This window comes from Pectobacterium versatile (genome assembly GCF_003932035.1).
Lineage (GTDB): Bacteria > Pseudomonadota > Gammaproteobacteria > Enterobacterales > Enterobacteriaceae > Pectobacterium > Pectobacterium versatile.
This window is the reverse complement of sequence record NZ_CP034276.1, coordinates 988413-1011541: the sequence shown is the minus strand read 5'-3', so window position 1 is coordinate 1011541 and position 23129 is coordinate 988413. Positions and strand designations below refer to the sequence as shown.

Genomic DNA, 23129 nt, shown 5'->3' with positions numbered 1-23129 from the left:
CTCACTTACGGAGTGAACGATAAAATTAACGTTGCTGACAAACCCATGACGGTTAATTCGAGATACGCGGGGCTACCACAGGGCGAGGTCTCCCGACGGGAACCTCATCCCTGTTTTTCCCCTAAAATCTGACTTTGCCAGCAATCTCAATTTACTGCTTTTCAGGCGGATTCCGTTCCCGCCCTTGCGCCATTTGCCGTTTTACACGCCACTGCAAAGCGCTTTTGATGAACAGCGTCAGTATCGCCATCACGGTTAACAACGCCGCCGCGGTAAACGCCCCCACGCTATTATAATCCTGATGCAACAATTCGACCTGTAGCGGCAGCGTGTAGGTTTCACCACGAATCGCACCTGACACCACAGACACAGCGCCAAACTCGCCAATCGCCCGGGCATTGGTCAGCACCACGCCATACAGCAGCGCCCAGCGAATATTCGGTAGCGTCACCCGATAGAACACCTGCCAGCCTGACGCACCGAGCAACACCGCCGCTTCTTCTTCCTGACTGCCCTGACTCATCATCACTGGAACCAGCTCCCTGACCATAAACGGACAGGTCACGAATATCGTCACCAGCACAATGCCCGGCCAGGCAAACATCAGCTGTATCCCCTGCTCATCCAGCCAGCCGCCAACCGGGCCGTTGGTGCTGTAAAAGAGCAGATACAGCAAACCCGCCACCACAGGAGAAACAGCAAAAGGAATGTCGATCAGCGTGAGCAGCAGTTGCCGACCCGGAAACTGAAAGCGCGTGACCAGCCACGCCAGCAGCGTGCCAAACACCAGATTCACCGGTACGACAATCGCGACCACCAGCAGCGTGAGGCCAATGGCATGCAGCATGTCAGGATCGCTCAGGTTACGCCAGACGCCCCCCAGCCCATGCGACAGCGCAGCGGCAAAAATTGACACCAAGGGGATGACCAGCATGATGAGCGATAATATCACGCCCAGCGCAATCAACGCCGCTCTCGCCCAGTTACGTTCCTGCCGCACCGGATGAGATTGACGCTGCGGCGTCACAGTCGGTATCTCTGCCATTACACGCTCCGGGTCCGTTGGCCAAAACGGCTTTGCAGCACGTTGACGGCAAACAGTATCAATAAGGACGCGGCTAACACGACGGAGGCAATCGCGCTGGCAGCAGGGAAATCAAACTCCTGCAAACGGATAAAAATCATCAGCGAAACGACTTCCGTTTGCCAGGCAATATTCCCCGCAATAAAGATAACCGCGCCAAACTCGCCCAGACTGCGGGCAAACGACAGCGCGGTGCCCGTTAGTAGCGCTGGCGTTAACTCCGGTAAGATGACATAGCGAAAACACTGCCAGCGATTCGCACCCAGCGTTTGTGCCGCCTCTTCGTATTCCGGCCCCAGATCTTCCAACACGGGTTGGACGGTACGCACCACAAAAGGAATGCTGGTGAACGCCATCGCGACCGTAATCCCCAGCCAGGTATACGACACCTTAATGCCGTACTCTGCCAGCCATGCGCCGTACCAGCCAGTCGTTGAAAACAGCGCGGCCAGCGTCAGCCCCGCCACGGCAGTGGGGAGCGCAAAGGGCAAGTCCATCAACCCATCCAGCAGGGCTCGACCGGGAAAACGATAGCGCGTCAGAATCCACGCCATTAACAGACCGAATCCGGCATTAAATACCGTCGCCAGTCCTGCCGCCAAGAGCGTGACTTTGTAGGCGGCCACCACCTGCGGATTGGAGATTACCGTCCAGTACTGCGCCAGACTCATTTCTGAGAGTTGCATGACCAACGCACTTAAGGGCAGCAGCAGAATCAGACAGACGAACAGCAGGCTACTACCCAGACTCAGCGCGAATCCCGGCAGCACCCGTTTACCTGAACCAGAAAAGAAGTGACCCGACCCCAAAGACATTACTGACGACCAGCCGCCAGCAATTTATCCAGTTCACCACCGGTGTCGAAGTGGGTTTTCATCACCTGTGGCCACGCCCCAAACTGATCTTCCACTCGGAATAAGGTGGTCTCTGGGAAGCGGGATTTCAGCGTTTGCGTCAATTCAGGGTTATTCACACGGTAGTAAAAATCGGTGATCACCTTCTGCGCCTCTGGGCTATACAGATAATTCAGATAGGCTTTTGCCGCCTGCTCCGTGCCGTTCTTCTCGACATTTTTATCGATCCACGCCACGGGGAATTCAGCCAGCACGTTGACCTTCGGGACGATCACCTCGTAGTTCTCAGCGCCGTACTGGTTGCGAATATTATTCACCTCGGATTCAAAGCTAATCAGCACATCGCCCAACTGGCGTTCCACAAACGTGGTGGTTGCGCCACGGCCGCCGGTATCAAATACCTCGACGTTCGCCAGAAAACGCTTTACCCACTCGCGCGTTTTGGCCTCATCGCCACCGTTGGCTTTACTGGTCGCGCCCCAGGCCGCAAGGTAGGTATAACGGGCATTGCCGGAGGTTTTCGGATTCGGGAAAATCAGCTTAACGTCATCACGCACCAGATCGTTCCAGTCGTGAATCCCTTTAGGATTGCCCTTGCGAACCAGAAACGCCATGGTGGAGTAGAACGGAGAACTGTTATTCGGTAAACGCGCCTGCCAATCAGCCGGAATCAACTGCCCACGATCGTGCAGGATCTGAACGTCCGTCACCTGATTATAGGTCACGACATCGGCCTTAAGGCCTTGCAGGATAGCCAACGCCTGTTTAGACGAACCGGCATGCGACTGTTTGATCGTCAGCGGATCGTTAGGATGCTGAGACAGCCACTGTTTTTCAAAGCCGGGATTGAGCGCAACAAATAGCTCACGCGATACATCATAAGAGCTGTTCAGCAGCTCGGTAGCAGAGGCCATGCTCTGCCCGCCCAGCAGCAATGACAGCGCCAGAGAACCTTTCACCAGCCAGCCTTTCACCTGTACTTGATTCATCTTATGTCCTGCCAGAGTTAGAGCCTATTCGGTAGGCCTTGTTATAGGGGCCGTTTACATAGCCGTTTTTGTATATACCCTAAATAATTCGAGTTGCATGCAGGCGGCAACCGAGCGAATCCCCAGGAGCTTACTCAGGTAAGTGACTGGGGTGAGTAAGGGCAGCCAACGCCCAAGCAGCTTGAAGTATGACGGGTATAGCGCAAATCAGTGTAGGGGGAAGTGACGGTTAACATATAACCTTTATATATAACATTTCGGGATTTTTAAGCGCTAAAGGACATAACCCCGAAACGAGCGAGACGAGAAGAAAAAGTAGGGTGAAAAAGGAAAGGCGCGGCCAGATAGCCCAATGCAGGGAGCGGAAAATTGAAAGCTGGAGAATTGATGCCTGCACAAGTGCAGGCATCAGGAAAACGAGTCAGATCTTACAGCGACAAAAGCTTCTCAAGAGAAGGCGCGAAGAAGTAGCTGCCGCTGACGGCACGCGTAAAACGCAGCATGTCATCACGTTTGCCGTCACGATCGCCGAACATGCTCAGCAACTGCTGCTCAATATTATGCAGGTGCGCGCAGTAGGCGACAAAGTAAAGCCCATTCTTCCCGCTAGCGGTGCCATAAGGCAGGCTCTGACGCAGGATTTTCAGCCCTTTGCCGTCTTCCTTTAAATCCACACGACTGAGATGCGAGGTCTCAGGGCGCTCATCGGAAGACAGTTCTTCATTGTCCTGCTTGGTGCGGCCAATCATTTGCTCTTGCTGCTCCACGCTAAAACGCTGCAACTGCTTCAGATTGTGCTCCCAACGTTGAGTAAACACGTAGCTGCCGCCCGCATCCGGCTGGCCTTCTGGGATAATCGCCACAGCGTGACGCGCATCGCCCTGCGGATTTTCCGTGCCGTCGACAAAGCCGCTTAAATCGCGATCTTCCACCCAGCGGAAACCGTGCGTCTCTTCTTCGATACGAATCGCGCCACCAAATGCGGTCAGTGCCGCCTGTGCCAGCGTGAAATTAACATCATGGCGAAGCGATTGAATGTGGATCAACACATCACGCTGCGTGGCAGGAGCAAGCCCTTTACCCAGCGGTGTGAACGGCTTCAGCTCCGCCGCACTATGATTACAGTCCAGATCGCGCCAGACATCGCTGCCAAATGCCAGCACTGCGCCTAATCCCGCATCGGGATACTGCTGCTGTAACTCTTGTAACGTCTGACAGAATTTTTTGCATCCCTGCCGGATAGCATCAAACTCTCCCTGAATCATCGCTTCCATAAAAATGGCAAAACGGCGGTGTTCCAATAAAATACCGCTTTGAATTGGTGTCATTTCTGCTTCCTCAAGCGTCAGTTTTTTCTTTGTTGTTATGGTTTACTACGATAGTTATGGCGCATACGACCGCCGAAAAAATATCAGGCGGTGCCGCTATCATACCGGAAGCCGCCTGACTTTTACCTTGCGTGAAGACAAATTCGTCTTTGATGTAAAGATGTCCTTTTATAAAACGGATGTATTGCGCGCCTGCGCGTGCCACACGATCTTGCTCACTTTCCAGGTTTTCAGGATATCATCGGGCGGCATCAAGCCTTCCGGGCCGCTCCACTCGCCGGAATAAACGTAGCTAATATGCGTACTTTGTGGCGCAGCACATTCCACGCTCTGCGCATCATCACCTTGCCCTAACTGGCAGGATTCAAACGCTTTACTGTAGGTATTGCTAAAAGCATCCCCTATTTTCACGCCACCTGCGCTGCCAATCGCCGGATCCATGACCTCAACTTTGCGCACGCTACCCTTCGGCTGGCCACTGATGATCATCTTCACGTCTTTGCCATCCAGCGCCTGATAAAACGCAACCAGTTGACCGTTGGACGTACCCATTCCGCTACGCAGTTGATAATTACCATCCAGTGCGCTCTGTAGCGCCCCTTCGGACAGCGGCGTACCGGCATTGATGCCACCGACACCTGCATCGGTAACCTCCAGCGAGCTGCCGAACCAGTTAAACGGCGACAGGCTGGACCAGGAGAAATTGGAAAGCGTGCTGCATCCGGTCAGCAACAGCGGTAAACCCAGCACCAGCGATAAACCCAGCGGGCGAAAATTCATGGCATGTACTCCTCAAGATTGAACGGCTTTCGTCATCAGCCCCCCTAGTAAGATGGGGATTGGAGTCTGCGAGCGACGAAAAGTGCCGTAAAGACGGGATAATCCTGCGGAAGATTATAGGGGGCATGGGACGAGAAACCTACCAGAACGACAGACAAAGGCCGCAGAGTGCGGGGGTAACGGATAGATCGTAAAGTCGCTGTAAACACGTCCCTGTGCGCTCGGCTTGCGCCATCCATGGCGCAAACGCTTTACTCTTCTATTCCGTTACTCCCGTTTTCATTCGTCGAATAGGTTTATCAACAGTCTGAGGCCTCCCGACACTAGGAAGGCCTGCGAACAACATCAACTGCGCTGTGAGGCAAAATCCGTTAAGTCATAACGGTGCGTGAACAGATCGTCCAGCTCCGTCTGGTGCGTAATCGCCACCACGGTACACGCAGGTAACGCCAGCTTGATCAGCGCCAAAAGCTGTCTGGCGGCGTCATGATCCAGATTGCTCGTTGCTTCATCCAGATAAAGCGTATCGGGTTTAGCAATCAGCGCGCGGGCAAAAGCAACACGCTGCCGCTCGCCACCGGAGAACACCCGATCCCAGTTCAATTGCTCATCCAGACGATCGCGCCACGCGCCCAGCCCGACGCTATCGAGCGTCTGACGCAGCATCTCACTGTCAGCCAGCGGCGGATGCGGATAGCAGAGGATCTCTGCCAACGTCCCCTGCCCCAGATAGCTTTGCTGCGGTAACAGCAAGCTGCGACCTTCAAGCGACTGCCAGCGGCCATCGTAATACGGCCACAGGCCGCTTAACGTACGCAGCAGAGTGGATTTCCCCAACCCGCTGCGGCCAGAAAACTTACTCCAGCTACCCGCTTCACAGCTCAGATCCACCTTTTGCAGCAGCGGAGCACCCTGCGGCGTGGTGAAAGAGAGTTGCTCGATACGTAAATCCTGACCGACTGGTGCATCGGCCTGTTCAGACTGATGACGTTTGATTTCTTCTTTGAACTGACTAAGACGCGCCATACTGGCGGAAAGAATCATCAGTTCCTTATACATCCGAATAAACCAACTCAACGCAATGTGTATCTGACCAAACGCCCCGCGAATCTGCATCAGCCCCCCCAGCGTCACCGTTTTACTGAGGAAAGCGGGAAGTGCAGCAAAAATGGGGACAATCTGGCTGACGCGCATATAGCCAGAAGTGAAGAAAACCAGATTACGTTCGGCGTTCATCAACCGCCAATAATGGGTGACGATGGACGTAAAATTACGCTTGAGGTGGTTTTTTTCCTGCTGTTCACCACCGTACAACGCAATTTGCTCCGCGTTATCGTGCTTACGTAACAAAGACGCACGGAAATCCGCTTCCGCACGCTGTTTATCATAATTGATACCATGTAGACGCTTACCGATCACATGCGTAATCAGGCTGCCCAAGAGCGTATAGAGAATAGCAACCCAGACCAGATAACCTTTAATTACCCACTCTTCGCCAAACAGGGTAAATCGCTGAACACCCGACAGCTCCCACAAAATAACAGTGAAAGAAAAGAGCTGTACCGTCACAACTAAAAATGACACCGTCAGGCTGACCGTTTTATCAACAAATAAGCTGATATCCTCGGCGATACGCTGATCGGGGTTATCGATCTTGCCAGCAACCGACATGCGGTAAAATGCCCGCTTCGCCATCCAGCTATCCACCAGCTGTTCCGTTAACGCGGTACGCCAGCGAAGAACCAGCCAACTGGTAAACCAGTCCTGATGCGCGAATACCCCGACATAGATCAGGATATAAAGGGCATAGGTCTTCATCAGTGAAAATAGCAGGCCACTGTCGAATTCCCCTAACGCGTCATAAAACGTTTTACTCCATTCGTTTAACAACACGTTGAGATAGACAATCATCCATCCCATCGACACCGCAGCCAGCAGAAGCCCCCATGCCTGCCAGCTTCGCTTACCGCCCCAAAAGGGGCGGCAGAGATCGGCAAACTGTGCCGCCATCTTTTTCACTCTTTCACCTCTTGCGGCAAGGTGATGTAAAGCACGCGGTTATCTGGGTTATACAGCTTCGCCGACATCGCCCGTACCTCTTCCAGCGTGATGCTGTCGGCCAGTTTGGCTACGCTAGTCAGATAACGCGGATCGTCATAATGGCGGTAACTCAGAAGCAGACGACGCTGTATCGTCATGAGATCGCCCTGACGCCCTTTTTCCGCACGAATGAACTGTGCTTTCTGATCTTCTACATCCTGCTGAGTGATATTTTTCGGCAGTTCAGCAAAGGCTTTCTCAGCCAGTTTCCACAGTTCCTGCGCACGTTCAGGCGCGCTGGTGAAGCTCACTTCTGTCTCAATACGCTGTCTTTTATCTTCCAGTTCGCTATCGACACGCATGCGATAAATGCCTAACGCATCATCACGCAGGCTGGTTTTGAGATATTTATTCGCTAGATTACGGGCAACGCTCACCTGCACCGCGGCCTGTGGTGTCCACGCATGTGGTGTGAAGCTCCAGGCGCGGATATCGGCACGCGGTTCAATACTGATAGCCGATGTCGCTTCACGTTTACCCGGCAGAGCCAGATGTGATTTCACCTCGCCAGCAGGCTGACGCGGGATCGTCGCTAAATAGCGTTCAACCTGCGGCAAAATCTGTGCAGCAGGCATATCAGCCACGAGGTAGTAGGTTACCGGGGCAAACACCGCTTTATGCCACTGTGAAAGCAGCGCCGGCGCTGAAATTTGCTTCAGCTCCGCAATTTCAGGTTGCTGCCAGGCTGGCTCACCGAAACGCAGTTTGGCAATGTCACTGGCTCGTTCTCCTGAAACAGATTGATCGTCATTGGCTTTTTGACGCGCCAGACCCATCATGCTTTCTTTCATCACGTCAGGGTCGATACCCGGAGCCACATTCAGCTCACGGTATAGCCCCAGCAGACTTGCCAACTGCTCTGTTGGCGCACTTCCGTTCACAGTGAGTTGATCGGCTTCCTGAGCAATACCCAGCGACAGCGTCTTTTCCTTTTTCCAGTTATTAAGCGCTTCACCGTTCCATGTTGCAGGCCCGCTTTGGTTTACCAGTTGGCTTGCCAGCTGTACCTGCCACGGGTTGGTCGACGTGGACAAATATCCCGCGTCGCTCACTGCCGTCAGGTAGACTTTTTTACCCGCTTCTGGCGCACGCAGCCATACCACGCGGTCACCATTGCTCAACTGCCACTGCTCTACCTTCTGCGCGGCAAAGGTCTTCACCGCCGTGCGTTTCCCACTTTGCGTTACGGCAGGCAATTCAGGGATGACTTTCTCTTTTTCTACTTGCAGCGGTGCCAGCGTCGCTGCTGCCCACTGTGCCTGCAACTTACGAATCGCATCCGGTTTAGGCAAGGTGAAAGGCGTCGCGCCCGGCACGCTAAACTGAACCAACGTATCAGGTGACGCTAACCAACGTTGCCAATGGCGGTTCACGTCCTCTGCCGTGATCGTGTTCAAGATGTCCAGTGCGTCTTTACCGCGCTGCTGGCTACCAACATAAGGGCGATCCTGCTGCCATGAGATGGTCAACAGTTGAACCCAGTCTGCAAACTCACGTTTTTCAGGCGCATCGCTCATACGCTGTGCCGCTTCACGAATGTTGGATTTGATCTCCGTGATGTCCTGCTCGTTTAACGGATAGCGTTTAAACCGCTCAATTTCTTTCAGCACAGCAGACATCGCAGCGTCATGACCACCCGGCATCACATTCGCGAAGAAGCCCAGCGCTGCCGTTGTTTTACCGATATCCGATTTACGCACCACCAGACTACTGGCGTCTTGCGGCAGCTCCGCTTGCTGACGGCGAACCTGACGCCCTACCGCAGACATCGTGATTTGCGTCAGCACACGGTGATAGTAGTCAGACTGACCGAATGTGTCCTTGTCATTGAAACGGTAGACAAATGACACCTGGCTGCTGCCGCTTTGGCTATCCTGCAAACGCGCAACGTTGAGTCTCGGTTTCAGTAGCGGCTCGTAGTAATCACGGGCTGGCACAGCGACATTTGGCAGCGGTGCAAAATAGCGTTGAATTTCGCGTTCTGCATCCGCAGGCGTGATATCACCAATGATCATCAAACGCATATTCGACGGGTGATACCAGCGTTGATAGAAATCTTGCAGTACGCTGGCTGGCGTGTCGTTAATCGACGCTTCCGTGCCAATCGTCGGGCGGGAAGGATAACGAGAGTCATGGCGAATCGCCTGTACGCGCTGCTGGTTCATGCGTTCCGCTACGCCCAGCTTGCCACGCCACTCTTCCAGAATAATTTTGCGCTCATCATCGAGATCGCTTTGCAGCAGTTTCGCATGGCTCGTCATCTGGCTCAGCGCCTGCAACGTCGTGCCCAGATCACGATTCCCTTTCGGCGGGCTCATCATGTACATGGTGCGCTCGTAGTTGGTCACAGCGTTATAGCTCTGACCGCGTACCCATCCCTGCTTGTGCAATTCGGTACTTACGCCTTGAGGAAACGCCTCGCTGGCGCGGAACACCATATGTTCCACGATATGCGCCACACCGGATTCGTTGTCCTTCTCATCAATCGAACCGACATCAACAATCAGGCGAACATCTATCCGCGACTTCTGCCCTTCCAGCGGCACGAGAGTGTAGCGAAATCCATTCGCCAGCGTCCCTTCTTTAATGACCGGCAATGGGCTTTTCACTTCTTCAGCCTGGCTCACCAGACTACCCGCTAACAGGCCGACAGCCGTTAGCGATAACCAGCAACATTTCTTCCAGTTCATAACAACCTTTTCGTTTTTATTTTTGCCTGAGAGGCAATTTCTTAGCGCATATATGCGAAATGCAAAATGCCCCGCCATTCGTCAGCATGCGACGAATGGCGGGGCATAGGATTTACCAGGTGTAAGCAACGCCAAGCCAGAACTGACGGCCAGTCTTAAATGTCACAGCGCTACCAGTGGCCGTTGTTTGCGAAGTCTCGACAGTTTTGTCCAGAACATTCAGGACATCTAATGTGACATCAACTGTTTGATCTTTGAATACGGGTTGTGAGTAATTGAAACGCCAGTCATAAGAGAAGTAATCTTTATATTTGGTTTCATGATATTCCGTCGCACTACCATCATAGCTACCACAGGCGGCATTATCGCCAGGGCAGGCGATTGACTTCGTAGTATACCCAGAATAACCAGCAGTATATCCAAAATTCTGATTCCAGTTTAAACGTAAGCTTGGAAAATAAGTATTTACATTAGCAAAAACAGTCCAAGGCGTATTGAAATCAAGCGCCTTCATTTCTTCTTTACGAATTAGTTTCCCATCAATAATAACCATATTATCATCCGAACTACTTTGGTCATAATAGGTTTGAGAACTCGATTTATTCTTCACATAGCTTGCTCCAAGCGACCAACTAACATCAGCCACAGCGAAGCGGTAAGGACTAATCGGATCTACGGTTAGAGAGAAGGTATCCCCTTCTGTATGTGCGGTATTATCTAATACGTAATAACGCTTCCCGTTATCTTTAGTGATCGTCTTACGACCGAACTGATCCTTGCCCTGACGGTTCACCCATTTTATCGTCCAAACGGAATCCATTACTCGCTGGGATAAACCAAACGTTAGTTCATCGCTATAAGGGGTTTTCAGATCAGAAATATCATAATCAATGGAAGCAGTCTGAAGATCATTACTTATCCACGGGCTATTAGCATTAGTTCGGTTCTGAACTATATTAGAGCTAATCCCAGAACGTAATTTATAAGCTAGCATATTCTGCGAATAATAACGGTTAGCTCCACCAAAAAAACGGGTTGAACGATCACCGAATACGTCATAAGACGCAGCAAAGCGTGGAGCAATTGTCATGTTTTTCAGATAGTCATCATATTGCAGACGAACACCGGGGGTTACTTCCAGACGGTCATAACTCATACTATCTTGTAGGTAGAAAGCATAATTTGTGTAATTACCTTGAATCGAGCGGGCAGGATACAACGTTATACTTTTAAAGTACTGCTCACCATTTATACAAAAAGCATCGCCTGATTCACACACGACGTTACGATCAATCGTTGGCGCACCACGATTTGAACGAACATCGTCGAATCGACGATATTGCGCTTGGTAGAAGTCCATTTGCCAGCCAACATCAATCTGATGGTTAACACCATACAACCCAAGTGGATTTAACTCATAATTCTGCTTTAATGTAGTAGTGTTTTTTTCAGTGGCATAGGAACCATAGCCACCAAGATGCGCATTCTGAAAAGCCGCCCCCCCAGTACTACTCCAATCAAGGGCATTCGAAACAAAATTTTGTGAAACTACAAAACGACGCCAAGTTTGATAATTATTTGATTCATGATCAATTTTATTTTGTTCAAACTGATATCCCGCCAAGCTGGTCATTTTCCCCCAGTTGGCTTGATGTTCCCACTCTACATTACCGCGATATCCACCGCCGGTATTGGTGAAAGATCCATTTCTAGTATCTTCTTTGTAATAAGTTGACTCATGTGGAGAAAACATCCCCGTCACGCGAAAAATATCGCCGTTATCAGCCTGGTAAGTTCCTTTCAGCATATACGTTTCTGACAGCCGCTTTTGATCATGCCATTCTTGCAGGTAACCGTGATAATTAGGAATGATTGATTCTTGACGACTATAGGAAAAAATAAACCCGGCATTGTCACTTAATGGCTGGTTAAATGTTGCAGTGTAGAATTGCTTTTTAAATTTTGGTTGATGATAAAAATTGGTTGCACCCTGAAAATCTTCTCTAACTTTCGCATCAACATGATATTTAGTCCAACTATCACTCGTTGTACGATAAGAAATTTTTCCAGATGCTTTATCGAGTTTAGGGTCTTTCAACTTGGCATCTACCACGCCACCAGTAAAATCGCCGTATTTAGCCGAGATGTTACTATCGAAAACTTCTAATTTTTCAATTAACTCTGAATTAATCCAAAATGACTGCGCTCCACCTGCGGGCAAATCTGTTGGGCTATAGCCATCAGGACTGCTGGTCAAGCTTCCATTGTTAGCCCCAGGGTTGATCGTATTATTGTTGGATAACCCATCGATCATGAAATTGTTGTTATAAAATTTCTCCCCATGGAATGAAACCTTCTCAGGCGCTAGCTCCCCAGGGTTAAGGCTACTATTGGTATCATTAGAAAAACGGACATTTGGATTACGCTTAAGTAATTCTGTTACGCTACCATTTCCCGTTGGCAATTGACTAATCTGCTCGGCATTAAGAATCTGCGTCCCCATCGACTGGCTAGTCGGGGTTGAGCGGACTAAAATCGTATCTTCGCTATTCCCCGAAGAGGAATCACCCTGCTGTTCTTCTTCGGTTTCTGCCTTGTTTTTCTGCTGATTTTCATCGGCAGAGGTATCATTTTGCTGTGCGAGCGCAGGCCCTGATAATAATGACAAAAGCATCATTAAATAGACGTTCTTATTCATTTATTCAAAATCCCCAGTGAACCTTATCATTTGAAAAATAAAATTATTTTTTGTAATTACCGCATGTAACATTTATTGCTAATCATCAACCTGAATATGACCATTCAGTTTGAAAACGATGGAAACGACCTGATTCTCAACCGGTGCCTCCGTGCGATAGCGCCAGCGCGCCATGTCTTTCACCACATCATCGCCAAATACGCCGTCTGGCGTTTCAGACAGAATCTGTACGTTAGTGACCGTACCGCTACCGGTAATATCGAATTTGACGCGCACCTTTCCTTCCACACCCAGCGCTTTTGCCCGAGAGGGATAATTCACACGGCGATGCAGTGCTCTGAAATTTTGACTGTTGCTTTTCCCTGCACCGCGAGCTGCCTGACCGCTATCGCTTTCTCCTGCCTTGGCCGTTGCCGCACTGCCCGGCATGCCAGCAGAAGCTTGCATCGGTGAAGGTGCATCGCCGGTCTGATTTGTCGCTACGGGAGACTCGCTCTTTTTTTCTGTCTGTTGCTGCGTAGCCTGCTGTTGTTCTTTTGGTTTGCTCTCAGGCTTCTTTTCAGGCTGCTTCTTCTCACGCACGGGCGGCTTCTTTTCCGTAACGGGCGTGATGGGCTTGCGCTCAATGACAGGTTGTTTAATAACCGGGTTGGGGTGTTCTGGTAACGGAGGCGAAATAGGCTGTTCTAAAGAAACGGTTTGCGTCGCCACAACGGGAGGATCGGAAGACTCTGCAGTAGAAGGGGATGAATCAGCCTGCTGCACCATTGCCGCAGCCATCATCGTCACCTGCATGCTTCCACCTGCGTTTCCTGCCATATCGTCAATGCTTTCTTTCGGGGAAGAGTGCAATAGAAAGAAAACCGCTAGCGCCGCATGCGCCACGCAGGACAACACAAAGAATGCCAGAGAACGCCAGTTAGGCACATCGGCGGTTAGCGTTGTGGTTGGATAGGAATGAGCAAGAGGACGAGAGCCCAGCAATACGCTGCTGCCAGTGCGATTCGCACCCAGTAAAGCCCCCTGAAGATTTTCACTACTCACTATCCAACTCCATCTCTTAAACTTCAACTTCCTGGTGTCAGTAGTGCAGTCACAATCTTCCAGGCGATAAAATGTAAGCAAGATCGGAACACGAAAAAACATGTCAAGACCGATCGGACAACATTAATAAATAATAATACAAATGAGAATCGTTTTACAAATGAAAACTGTTACCCACAAAGTCTAACAAACCGCATGCAATATCATTACAAATTACAGTAACACATTGAGGTTAAATGAAAAAAGTGCGCTAACAGAGGCGCACTTTTTACTAAGAGGGGTAATTCGGGGGAGAAACTGTGCAGGAATAATGGTTTAGCATCAGCGCAATAGCGATCAATATTCCCGATCTTCAATCAGGCGTTTTCCCAGCGTGATGCAGTCAACGATCTCATAGTCGAGTTTTTCATACATGCCGATGACAGCATCGTTGTCTTCGCGCACCATCAGGTGAATTTTCGGACAGCCGCGGGCAATGAGTTTTTTCTCCAGTCGGCTAATCAACGCATTCGCAATACCGCGCCCGCGAAAATCCGGGTGCACGCCAAGGTAGTATGCCGATCCGCGGTGGCCGTCGTAACCGCCCATTACCGACCCTACGATTTCGCCGTTCACCTCTGCGACCAGAAACAGATCGGGATCGTGATTGAGCTTACGTTCGATGTCCATCTCAGGATCGTTCCACGGGCGTAGCAAATCGCAACGCTCCCAGAGGGTGATCACGGCTTCAAAGTCATCCTGCCTGAATATGCGGATTTCCATCACAGTCGCCATTTTGCAATAAGGTAAATCGTGATTATCGCGTGATTTTTATCAGACGCAATCTCAAATTGCGCGCCGCCATCAGGAATCACACAACAGGTGACCGGGGATCGATTTTATTGATGGTATACTGCCGCCTTTATTATTGTGCCCTCATCGCCAGAGAAACGAGATGCCCACTATGTCTGACGTCAATGCGGTAAAACATTTTTTGCTTAGCTTACAGGAAGATATCTGCCAGCAGCTTGCAGCGCTTGATGGCGGAGCCGATTTCGCCAAAGATGAATGGCTGCGTGCCGAAGGCGGCGGCGGGTGCAGTCGCGTGCTGTCCGGCGGGCGCATCTTTGAACGCGCAGGGGTCAACTTTTCCCACGTGACCGGCAAATCATTGCCACCTTCAGCCAGCACGCATCGCCCCGATCTGGCGGGCCGCAGTTTTCAGGCAATGGGCGTGTCGCTGGTGATTCATCCGCTTAGCCCTTACATTCCCACCAGCCATGCCAATGTGCGCTTGTTCATCGCCGAGAAACCGGGAGAAGAGCCGGTTTGGTGGTTTGGCGGCGGGTTCGATCTCACGCCCTATTACGGTTTCAAAGAGGACGCAGTGCACTGGCATCAGACCGCACACGATCTGTGCCAGCCGTTCGGTGACGATGTGTACCCACGCTATAAAAAATGGTGCGACGATTACTTCTTCCTTAAGCACCGTAACGAAGCGCGCGGTATCGGCGGACTCTTTTTCGACGATCTCAACGAGCCAGATTTTGCGACCAGTTTTGCCTTCATCCGTGCCGTCGGTAACGGGTTCCTCGATGGCTATCTGCCCATCGTCGAACGGCGTAAAGATCTGCCGTGGGGAGAGCGCGAGCGCGAATTCCAGCTCTATCGTCGTGGGCGCTATGTGGAATTCAACCTGATTTGGGATCGCGGGACGCTGTTTGGCCTGCAAAGCGGCGGACGTACCGAGTCAATTTTGATGTCCATGCCACCGCTAGCACGCTGGGAATACCAGCATCAAACAGAACCGGGTAGCCCGGAAGCCCTGCTGTATCAAGATTTTTTACCGGCTAAAGACTGGCTGGCAGAAAGTCACACGCACAACAAGGAAGCATAAGTCATGCAGATTTGGGTCGATGCCGACGCCTGTCCTAACGTCATCAAAGAAGTGCTATTTCGCGCGGCGGATCGCACGCAAACACAGGTCACACTGGTTGCCAACCAGACCATAAAAGTACCGCCGTCACGCTTTATTCGCACGCTGCGCGTCTCAGCGGGATTTGACGTCGCCGACAATGAGATTGTGCAACGCGTTGAAGCAGGCGATTTGGTGATTACTGCGGATATTCCGCTGGCATCGGAAGTGATAGAAAAAGGCGGCATCGCGTTGAATCCGCGTGGAGAGCGCTATACACCGGATACCATTCGGGAACGGCTAAACATGCGGGATTTTATGGATACTATGCGCGCCAGCGGGATACAAACCGGTGGCCCAAGCGCATTAAACCAGCGGGACCGTCAGCAGTTCGCTAATGAGCTGGACAAGTGGTTGCAGCAGTCGAAAAAACCGTAACGCTCTGCCTGATTCCCCTTCCGTAGACTACCGATCGTTAAAAGATCGAGATACACGGAGCGATCGCGGGGCGAGGTATCCCTACGGGAACCTCATCCCCGCGCTTCTCCTAAAAACAGGCTCAAGCAACCAACATTAACTATCTCGTCCCTTCTGTTTTAGCAAAGCAGGATGGCGATATTTGTTTAGCGATAAACTGGCAGCAGATCGAGACTCGAAAGCACATGTATCAGCGCGGTGCCAATGCCAAACAGCAGCACCAGCGCGACCATCGCATTGCCGCCCCGCACGCGGAACAGCGGGCTACCAAAGCGGCGACGCGATGCAAGCGCCAGCAACGCAGGCGTAATCACCGCCCATACGGTGGCTGCCAATCCGGCAAACCCAATCGCATAAATAAAGCCGTTTGGATATAGCAGACCGCCGATGATAGGTGGCAGAAAGGTCACCAGCGCCGTCTTGGCTCTTCCCAGTCGGCTATCGTCAAACTTCAATAAATCCGCCAGATAATCAAACAGCCCCAGCGTTACCCCAAGAAATGAACAGGCGACCGCGAAGTTGGAAAAGACGGTGAGCAACACGTCCAGATAGGGGCTGTTGAGCACGCTACCCAGCGTCTGCACCAGCACGTCAATATTACCGCCCCGCTCCGCAATCCCGATAAAATCAGGACGGGCAATGTTTCCCATCGTACCAATCAACCAGATGGCATACATCACCAGTGCCAGAGCGCTGCCAATAAACAGGCAACGCTTGATGACCTGTGGTTTGTGGCCATAATGCTTCACCAAACTGGGAACGTTGCCATGAAAGCCGAAAGAGGCCAGGCAGAATGGCAGCGTCATCAACACATACGGAAGATAGCTGGGCGCTTCTTCCGCAACATTGAGTAAAACAACCGGCTTAACGTTCCACAGCAAACTGCCGAACGTCATGAAAAAGGTCAGTACTTTTGCCGCCAGAAAAAAGGCGGTCATGCGACTCACCGCCGCGGTACTCCACCACACGGTCAACGCGACAAAAAGCGCAAACAGGCAGCCGCCGACGCGGGCGGAGAAATCGATCGACATCTCGGCAAGCGTGTGATGGATAATTGAGCCACTCGCCGAGATATAGGCGTAGGTCAGAATATAGAGGACAAAGGCAATCGATATGCCGTTAATCACATTCCAGGTCTTACCCAACAGATCTTTGGTCAGCGTATCGAAGCTGGAGCCGGTCGGATAATTCAGGTTAGCTTCCAGTATCATCAACCCCGAGTGATACATGCAGAACCAGGTAAACACCAACACGGCCAATGACCAGAAAAACCAGGCACCCGACATCACCACCGGCAGGGAAAACATCCCGGCACCAATAATCGTTCCTGCAATAATCATCGACCCGCCAAACAGCGAAGGAAGACGCTTTTCTGTACCGCTTTTTTCTACTGTATTTTCGTTCACTGCGCGTGTTGCCATAGCCGATATTCGCTCGTTGGTTTTTTTATCGAGTCTGGAGAAAGCCCCATACAGACGATAATGCTGCTCACTTAAGTATGGATGTAGGGGGAAACACGGTGATGAGGTTCCCGCAGGGATACCTCGCACCGTGGTAGCCCCCGGTATCTCGATCTTTAAACGATCGGCATTACCCTATAAATGAGGCGGGATCATGGCATAAAACAAAAATTATTCCATTGATTCATATCGGCCAGACAATCTATTTGGTCGATAAACTGCGATAAATAAAAAACCCAGCCAACAATCGGCTGGGTTTGTCTGGATGACGGGAAATAACTTAGAGCGGCTGAGTTTGTGCTTCTACCACTGCCAGCGCCACCATGTTCACGATCCGGCGCACGGAGGCAATCGGCGTCAGGATGTGCACTGGTTTTGAAATCCCCATCAGTACCGGCCCTACCGTCACGCCTTCTGAAGAGGAAACGCGTAGCAGGTTATAGCTGATACGCGCAGATTCCATATTCGGCATGATCAGGATGTTAGCCGAGCCTTTCAGCGGGCTGTCCGGCATTTGCTCGCGGCGGATCGCTTCCACCAGCGCGGCATCACCGTGCATCTCGCCGTCGATCTCGAGTTCCGGTGCCAGCTTGTTGACCAGCGCCAGCGTGGCACGCATTTTCTGCGCCGTCGGGGAATCCGAGGTGCCGAAGCTGGAATGCGACAACAGTGCAACCTTCGGTTCGATACCGAAACGACGTACGCTTTCTGCCGCCATCAGGGTGATTTCCGCCAGCTGTTCCGGCGTTGGATCTGCATTGACGTAGGTATCGGCGATAAAGGTGTTGCCGCTCGGCAGCATCAGCGCGTTCATCGCCCCAGCTGCATGTACGCCTTCGCGGTAGCCGAAGACTTTCTCAACCACATCGAAATGCTCTTCATACGTGCCAATCGTGCCACAAATCAGCGCGTCCGCTTCGCCACGGTGAACCATGATCGAGCCAATCAGCGTCGGGTTGCCGATCACCGCACGCTGCGCTTTCTCCTGCGACACGCCGCGACGCTTCATCAGTTCGAAATACTCACTCCAGTATTCTTTGAAGCGCGGATCGGATTCGTTGTTAACCACTTCGAAATCTTTACCGATGGTCAGTTGCAGCCCCAGCTTTTGCAGACGCATTTCGATGACGCTCGGACGACCAATCAGAATCGGGAACGCCAGCCCCAGCGTCACCAGTTCCTGCGTAGCGTGCAGCACGCGCGCATCTTCACCTTCGGCGAAGACGACACGTTTTGGCTGCTGACGCGCCTGCGCGAAGATCGGCTTCATGAACAGGTTGGTTTTGTAGACGAACTGGGTCAGTTTTTCGATGTAGGCATCGAAATCTTCGATCGGACGCGTCGCCACGCCGGAATCCATCGCCGCCTTCGCCACCGCCGGTGCGATCTTGATGATCAGACGCGGATCGAATGGTTTCGGGATCAGGTAATCTGGGCCAAATGACAGCTCTTGGTCGCCGTAGGCAGAGGCAACCACTTCACTCTGCTCCGCCAGCGCCAGATCGGCAATCGCATGCACGCAGGCCAGCTTCATCTCTTCGTTAATCGTAGTCGCGCCGACATCCAACGCGCCACGGAAGATGAACGGGAAGCACAGCACGTTGTTCACCTGATTCGGGTAATCCGAACGGCCGGTACAGATAATGGCATCCGGGCGCACTTCTTTCGCCAGCGGTGGCAGAATTTCTGGTTCCGGGTTAGCCAGCGCCATGATCAGCGGACGTGGTGCCATGGTTTTCACCATCTCCGGCGTCAGTACGCCGGGGCCAGAGCAGCCGAGGAAGATATCCGCATCAGGGATCACGTCAGCCAGCTTGCGAGCGCCGTTATCCTCAATGGCGTAAGCGGCCTTGGTTTCTTCCATATTTTCGTCACGGCCGTGGAAAATCACGCCGCGCGAATCACACACCACAATGTTGTGCTTCTGAAGACCCAGCGCCACCAGCAGGTTAAGACAGGCGATAGACGCTGCACCCGCACCGGACACCACCAGACGCACATCGGAGATATTTTTTTCTACTACGCGCAGGCCGTTCAAAACGGCGGCGGTACAGATGATCGCGGTGCCGTGCTGATCGTCATGGAAGACCGGAATCTTCATGCGTTCACGCAGTTTCTTCTCGATGTAGAAGCACTCAGGCGCCTTGATGTCTTCCAGATTGATACCGCCGAACGTCGGCTCCAGCGCGGCGATCACGTCGATCAGTTTGTCTGGATCCAGCTCGTCGACTTCGATATCGAAAACATCAATGCCGGAGAATTTTTTAAACAGGACGCCTTTGCCTTCCATCACCGGTTTACCGGCCAGTGCGCCGATATTACCGAGGCCCAGAACGGCTGTCCCGTTAGAGATAACGGCAACCAGATTGCCGCGCGCGGTGTATTTGTAGGCGGCCAGCGGATCTGCCGCAATTTCCAGACAGGGAGCCGCGACACCAGGGGAATAGGCCAGCGCCAGATCGCGCTGTGTCGCCAGCGGTTTCGTCGGGGAAACCTGAATTTTTCCGGGAATCGGATACTGGTGGAAATCAAGGGCGCTTTGCTTTAGCTGTTCATCCATTTTATGTACCTTTTCGGTTTTGTTGTGTTGTGTCTGTAGGGTCAAGAGTACCCAGTATAGTGTTTGCGAATGACGAAACTACCGAGGATGGCAAAAACTGCGGGGGAATGCTGGTTAATATAGTTATTTTATTTGACGGTTTTTTGTTCAATTTGATGTCGACGTCAGGGACACCGAACAGGTCGTTCAGAAGCGATTCAGGGGAAATGGGGGACGAACGGGCAATAAGCGTCACGTGATGTAAAAACACCACGCAACGGAGAAAAGCACGTTACTGCGTCATATTCAGAATAGTACGAATATTGCCTGCGCTGGTGGCGATAATATCGATGGCTCCCGTGCGCAGCGCACCGAGAATGGCTAATGCTTTGGTGTTTTCAGAAGCAATGGCAATCACACAGGGGATTTTATGTAACTCCTCAATACTCACGCCGATAACCCGTTCGTTCATCACCGTATCGACATGCTGGCCCTGAGCGTTAAAGAAGTCATACCCGGCGATATCGCCAATCACGCCTTGATTCAGGCTGGCATCAATAATTTCATGCGGGGTGAACCAGCCGAGTTTAACCATGTAGCTGTTCTCATTCATATCCCCGATGCCCACCAGCGCGATATCGGCCTTGCGCGCCCGATCCAGCGTTTCCTTAATGGTGCCGTTTTGCATGAATGCTTCTTTCAGCGCCCGGTTTTCGACATAAGCGGGTGAGTACAGCGTTTCACTGCTGCCGCCGAATTTCTTTGCCAGACGGCGGCTGATATGGTCAGCGTTAATTGCATCGCCGGGACGGTGTGTTCCGCCGATACCGCAGATAAAGCGGCAATTGCGTTCCGTCACATTGCTCACATGGTCTGCGACCGCCGCCACATTACGCCCTTGCCCCACCGCCACCACCGTATCGTCCTTCAACGACAGCGCCAGATAGTTAGAAACCAGCGCCGCAACCTGCCGCCGCTGTTCCTCTTCATCTTGATGATCTAACGCAATCAGAGCGCGCTTGATCGAAAAGCGCTCCAGCATCTGCTGTTCGAGACGCGTGCTGAATACCGGGTGATAGCGCACGGTAATTTCAACAATGCCCTCTTCCTTCGCCCGCTTCAGTAAACGTCCGACCTTAATGCGCGAAATACCAAATTTCTTGGCGATCTCTTCCTGAGTAATTTCGTCCTGATAATAAGCAACGGCGATTTCAGTCAGAAGTTCGCTTTCCTGAGATCCTGATTGTTTTTCCATCTGGTCACATTTTCCTTACGCAAGGGGATCGGTTTATACAGACGCTGTGTCTACAGATGAAAACAGTCGCGATGAATAATTGTTGCATGCCGGGAAGAGAGGCTCAAGCCCAGCGCGATGATCCCTGACGGTGACGCAAACGAACAAAGGCAGCCGTGCCGTAAGCCAGCCCAAAAGGCTGGCTCCGACAGCGGCAGGACATTACCGTTGAATCGCATCAATCTTCAGCATTTTGGCAATCACCAGATCAAGCTCTTTCTCGTCGAAAATCTTCTTCCAATCCGGTTTGATGATGTTCTCTTTACCGTATTCAATGGCGATCATACACGCATCTGAGAACGGGTTGGTGCTGCGGAAAGCCACCGCCAACGCAATCTGAATATGACCATACAGCATGGCTTTTGCCGCGGCTTCCGGCACGCCAATCGTATTGATGGTTTCATCCAACGCTTCTTTCATCAAGGTGCCAACCATACAGGCGACGGTTTCAACCAGCGTTGGTTCCAGATAGGCCAGCTGTTTTACCGTCACCCAGTGCACATCAAGCACCGGGCCATACATCACTTTCACCACGCGAGCCAGTTCCGCTTTCTGCTCATCGCTGCCCGTTTCATAAGATGCCGCAACGTGCTGTGGCGCAGCCACGCCACCAAATGCATCAGCATGTTCTTCTGGCGTGAAGCGATCCAGAAATACGGAGGGATGGCACGGGTGTGCGACGGCGTAATCGATATCATAACGTTTGGCGATAAGATTGGCATAGGCCGCAGCCGGGTCCAGCGTCAGCAACACGGCGTTACTTTTCATCTGCGGAACAACCAGCCCGGAGACCACCTTCAGCGCAATATCTGGCACAGCCAAAATAACGACATCGCTTTCAGGAATAACCTGCTCGGCAACGGAGAGCTCCCTGCCTGCGGCCACGACTTGCTCCTGCGCGCGCGGCGAGTTCTCGCAGTAAAACACCTGATAGTCACTTTTCTGGAAATTGGCAGAGATACGCATGCCCATTTTGCCGCCAGCGCCCAGTACGGTAATGGTTTTCAATTCAGCAGCCATGATTGTTACTCCTCAGATTTACAATAGTAAAAAGCGATTAAATAGAATGCGTTGTCGGTGATGAACGGCCTGCGTACGGGTTTCTGGTATACAGGTAGTTCAGGCTATGGCGCGTCCAGGCGTCTTCCAGACGGCAGGTTTCTTCCGCGTTGGCCTGCCACGGCAGCCAATGCTCGACGATCTGGTTAATGCTTCGTTCGTTCGGACGGACTTTCTGGTGAAGTACGTCGTAATCCAGCAGGCCGGTGCCCAGCAGACAGCCGGAATAGGTAAAGCCCACCCACCCTTCCTGACGGGCAAAGGCAAAATCTTTGATATGCAGGTTAACCACGCGTGGAGCCGTCAGCTCAATCACCTCGCGCGGATACTCCAGCGCAGCAACACAGTTGCCGGGATCGAGACAAATCCCCAGTGCCGGGCTGTCGATGGCGTCAACCACGGCCAGGATGTCGCGCGTTTTTACCTGTTCGTAGGTTTCCAGCCCCAGTTGGATGTCATGCCGCTCAAACTCAGGCAGCACCTGACGCAGTAACGTAAGCGCCTCGTCTTGCGTTGGCTTATGTGTTGCCGTGTTGAACATCGTGCGGATAAAACGGACATCCAGCGCACGCGCAATTGTGAGATAGCGCGTCAGGTGCGCCGTATCTAATCCCCGCGTCCCCAACTCCAGTTGAATGCCTAAATCGGCGGCGTGCTGCCGCAGTTTTTCCAATTCGGCAGGTGAGAGTGTTTCGACCGCGGCGTAATCACAAATCTGGAAAACGCCCGCACCAGACTCCGCCGTTTGCTCCAGCATGGCGTGCAATCCCAGCGGCTTTGGCACGCGAGAAGAGGCTCGCCAGAAGAACGCATAAGTACTTAATCCGATTGCCATGTTT

General features: G+C 52.0%; 17 protein-coding genes. 2 read left to right on the top strand and 15 right to left on the bottom strand.

What is annotated here, in order from left to right; genetic code table 11:
• Positions 1–151: 151 nt before the first annotated feature.
• From cysW to EIP93_RS04585, 10 genes are all read right to left on the bottom strand, one after another.
• On the bottom strand, positions 152–1045 hold the full coding sequence (cysW, locus tag EIP93_RS04630; protein WP_125232349.1) for a sulfate/thiosulfate ABC transporter permease CysW: 894 nt from the start codon (positions 1043–1045) through the stop codon (positions 152–154).
• Positions 1045–1899, bottom strand: coding sequence for a sulfate/thiosulfate ABC transporter permease CysT (cysT, locus tag EIP93_RS04625; RefSeq protein WP_010301373.1), 855 nt, complete (start codon positions 1897–1899; stop codon positions 1045–1047). Before cysT ends, cysW begins: the two co-directional genes overlap by 1 nt.
• Positions 1899–2927 (bottom strand): sulfate ABC transporter substrate-binding protein, encoded by a 1029-nt coding sequence (locus tag EIP93_RS04620; protein ID WP_039507654.1) that lies wholly within the window; start codon positions 2925–2927, stop codon positions 1899–1901. Before EIP93_RS04620 ends, cysT begins: the two co-directional genes overlap by 1 nt.
• A gap of 428 nt (positions 2928–3355) precedes the next feature.
• Positions 3356–4255 carry a Dyp-type peroxidase gene (locus tag EIP93_RS04615; RefSeq protein WP_125232348.1) on the bottom strand — a complete coding sequence of 300 codons (900 nt, stop codon included), beginning with the start codon at positions 4253–4255 and terminating at the stop codon, positions 3356–3358.
• Between the two features lie 168 nt (positions 4256–4423).
• Complete coding sequence (locus tag EIP93_RS04610) at positions 4424–5035, bottom strand: RpoE-regulated lipoprotein (RefSeq protein WP_103943521.1); 612 nt, start codon at positions 5033–5035, stop codon at positions 4424–4426.
• A 345-nt stretch (positions 5036–5380) separates the two neighbouring features.
• Positions 5381–7054: an ABC transporter ATP-binding protein/permease gene (locus EIP93_RS04605; RefSeq protein WP_125232347.1), complete on the bottom strand. Its 1674-nt coding sequence runs from the start codon at positions 7052–7054 to the stop codon at positions 5381–5383.
• Positions 7051–9825, bottom strand: coding sequence for a M16 family metallopeptidase (locus tag EIP93_RS04600; RefSeq protein WP_125232346.1), 2775 nt, complete (start codon positions 9823–9825; stop codon positions 7051–7053). The genes EIP93_RS04605 and EIP93_RS04600 overlap by 4 nt, the downstream gene beginning before the upstream one ends.
• Before the next feature lie 112 nt (positions 9826–9937).
• Positions 9938–12523 carry a TonB-dependent receptor plug domain-containing protein gene (locus tag EIP93_RS04595; RefSeq protein WP_125232345.1) on the bottom strand — a complete coding sequence of 862 codons (2586 nt, stop codon included), beginning with the start codon at positions 12521–12523 and terminating at the stop codon, positions 9938–9940.
• 78 nt (positions 12524–12601) lie between these two features.
• The gene (locus EIP93_RS04590; RefSeq protein WP_125232344.1) at positions 12602–13567 is read right to left on the bottom strand and encodes a TonB family protein; all 966 of its coding nucleotides are present in this window, start codon (positions 13565–13567) and stop codon (positions 12602–12604) included.
• 336 nt (positions 13568–13903) lie between these two features.
• On the bottom strand, positions 13904–14329 hold the full coding sequence (locus tag EIP93_RS04585) for a GNAT family acetyltransferase (protein ID WP_010284320.1): 426 nt from the start codon (positions 14327–14329) through the stop codon (positions 13904–13906).
• A 181-nt stretch (positions 14330–14510) separates the two neighbouring features.
• On the opposite strand from EIP93_RS04585, the gene hemF reads away from it, so the two are divergent.
• Positions 14511–15443, top strand: coding sequence for an oxygen-dependent coproporphyrinogen oxidase (hemF, locus tag EIP93_RS04580; protein WP_125232343.1), 933 nt, complete (start codon positions 14511–14513; stop codon positions 15441–15443).
• A 3-nt stretch (positions 15444–15446) separates the two neighbouring features.
• Positions 15447–15899, top strand: a complete 453-nt coding sequence (locus EIP93_RS04575) for a YaiI/YqxD family protein (RefSeq protein ID WP_010307164.1) — start codon at positions 15447–15449, stop codon at positions 15897–15899.
• 185 nt (positions 15900–16084) lie between these two features.
• On the opposite strand, the gene mtr is transcribed toward EIP93_RS04575, so the two are convergent.
• The 5 genes from mtr to EIP93_RS04550 all read right to left on the bottom strand — a co-directional run bounded on the left by mtr (position 16085) and on the right by EIP93_RS04550 (position 23125).
• Positions 16085–17359, bottom strand: a complete 1275-nt coding sequence (gene mtr / locus EIP93_RS04570) for a tryptophan permease (RefSeq protein ID WP_039494115.1) — start codon at positions 17357–17359, stop codon at positions 16085–16087.
• Positions 17360–17678: 319 nt separating this feature from the next.
• On the bottom strand, positions 17679–19958 hold the full coding sequence (gene maeB / locus EIP93_RS04565) for an NADP-dependent oxaloacetate-decarboxylating malate dehydrogenase (protein ID WP_039495186.1): 2280 nt from the start codon (positions 19956–19958) through the stop codon (positions 17679–17681).
• Between the two features lie 271 nt (positions 19959–20229).
• On the bottom strand, positions 20230–21192 hold the full coding sequence (locus EIP93_RS04560; RefSeq protein ID WP_010284307.1) for a sugar-binding transcriptional regulator: 963 nt from the start codon (positions 21190–21192) through the stop codon (positions 20230–20232).
• 201 nt (positions 21193–21393) lie between these two features.
• Entirely contained in the window at positions 21394–22251 is an 858-nt protein-coding gene (locus tag EIP93_RS04555) for a phosphogluconate dehydrogenase C-terminal domain-containing protein (protein WP_125232342.1), read from the bottom strand.
• Positions 22252–22288: 37 nt separating this feature from the next.
• Positions 22289–23125: a sugar phosphate isomerase/epimerase family protein gene (locus tag EIP93_RS04550; RefSeq protein WP_125232341.1), complete on the bottom strand. Its 837-nt coding sequence runs from the start codon at positions 23123–23125 to the stop codon at positions 22289–22291.
• Between the last annotated feature and the right edge of the window lie 4 nt (positions 23126–23129).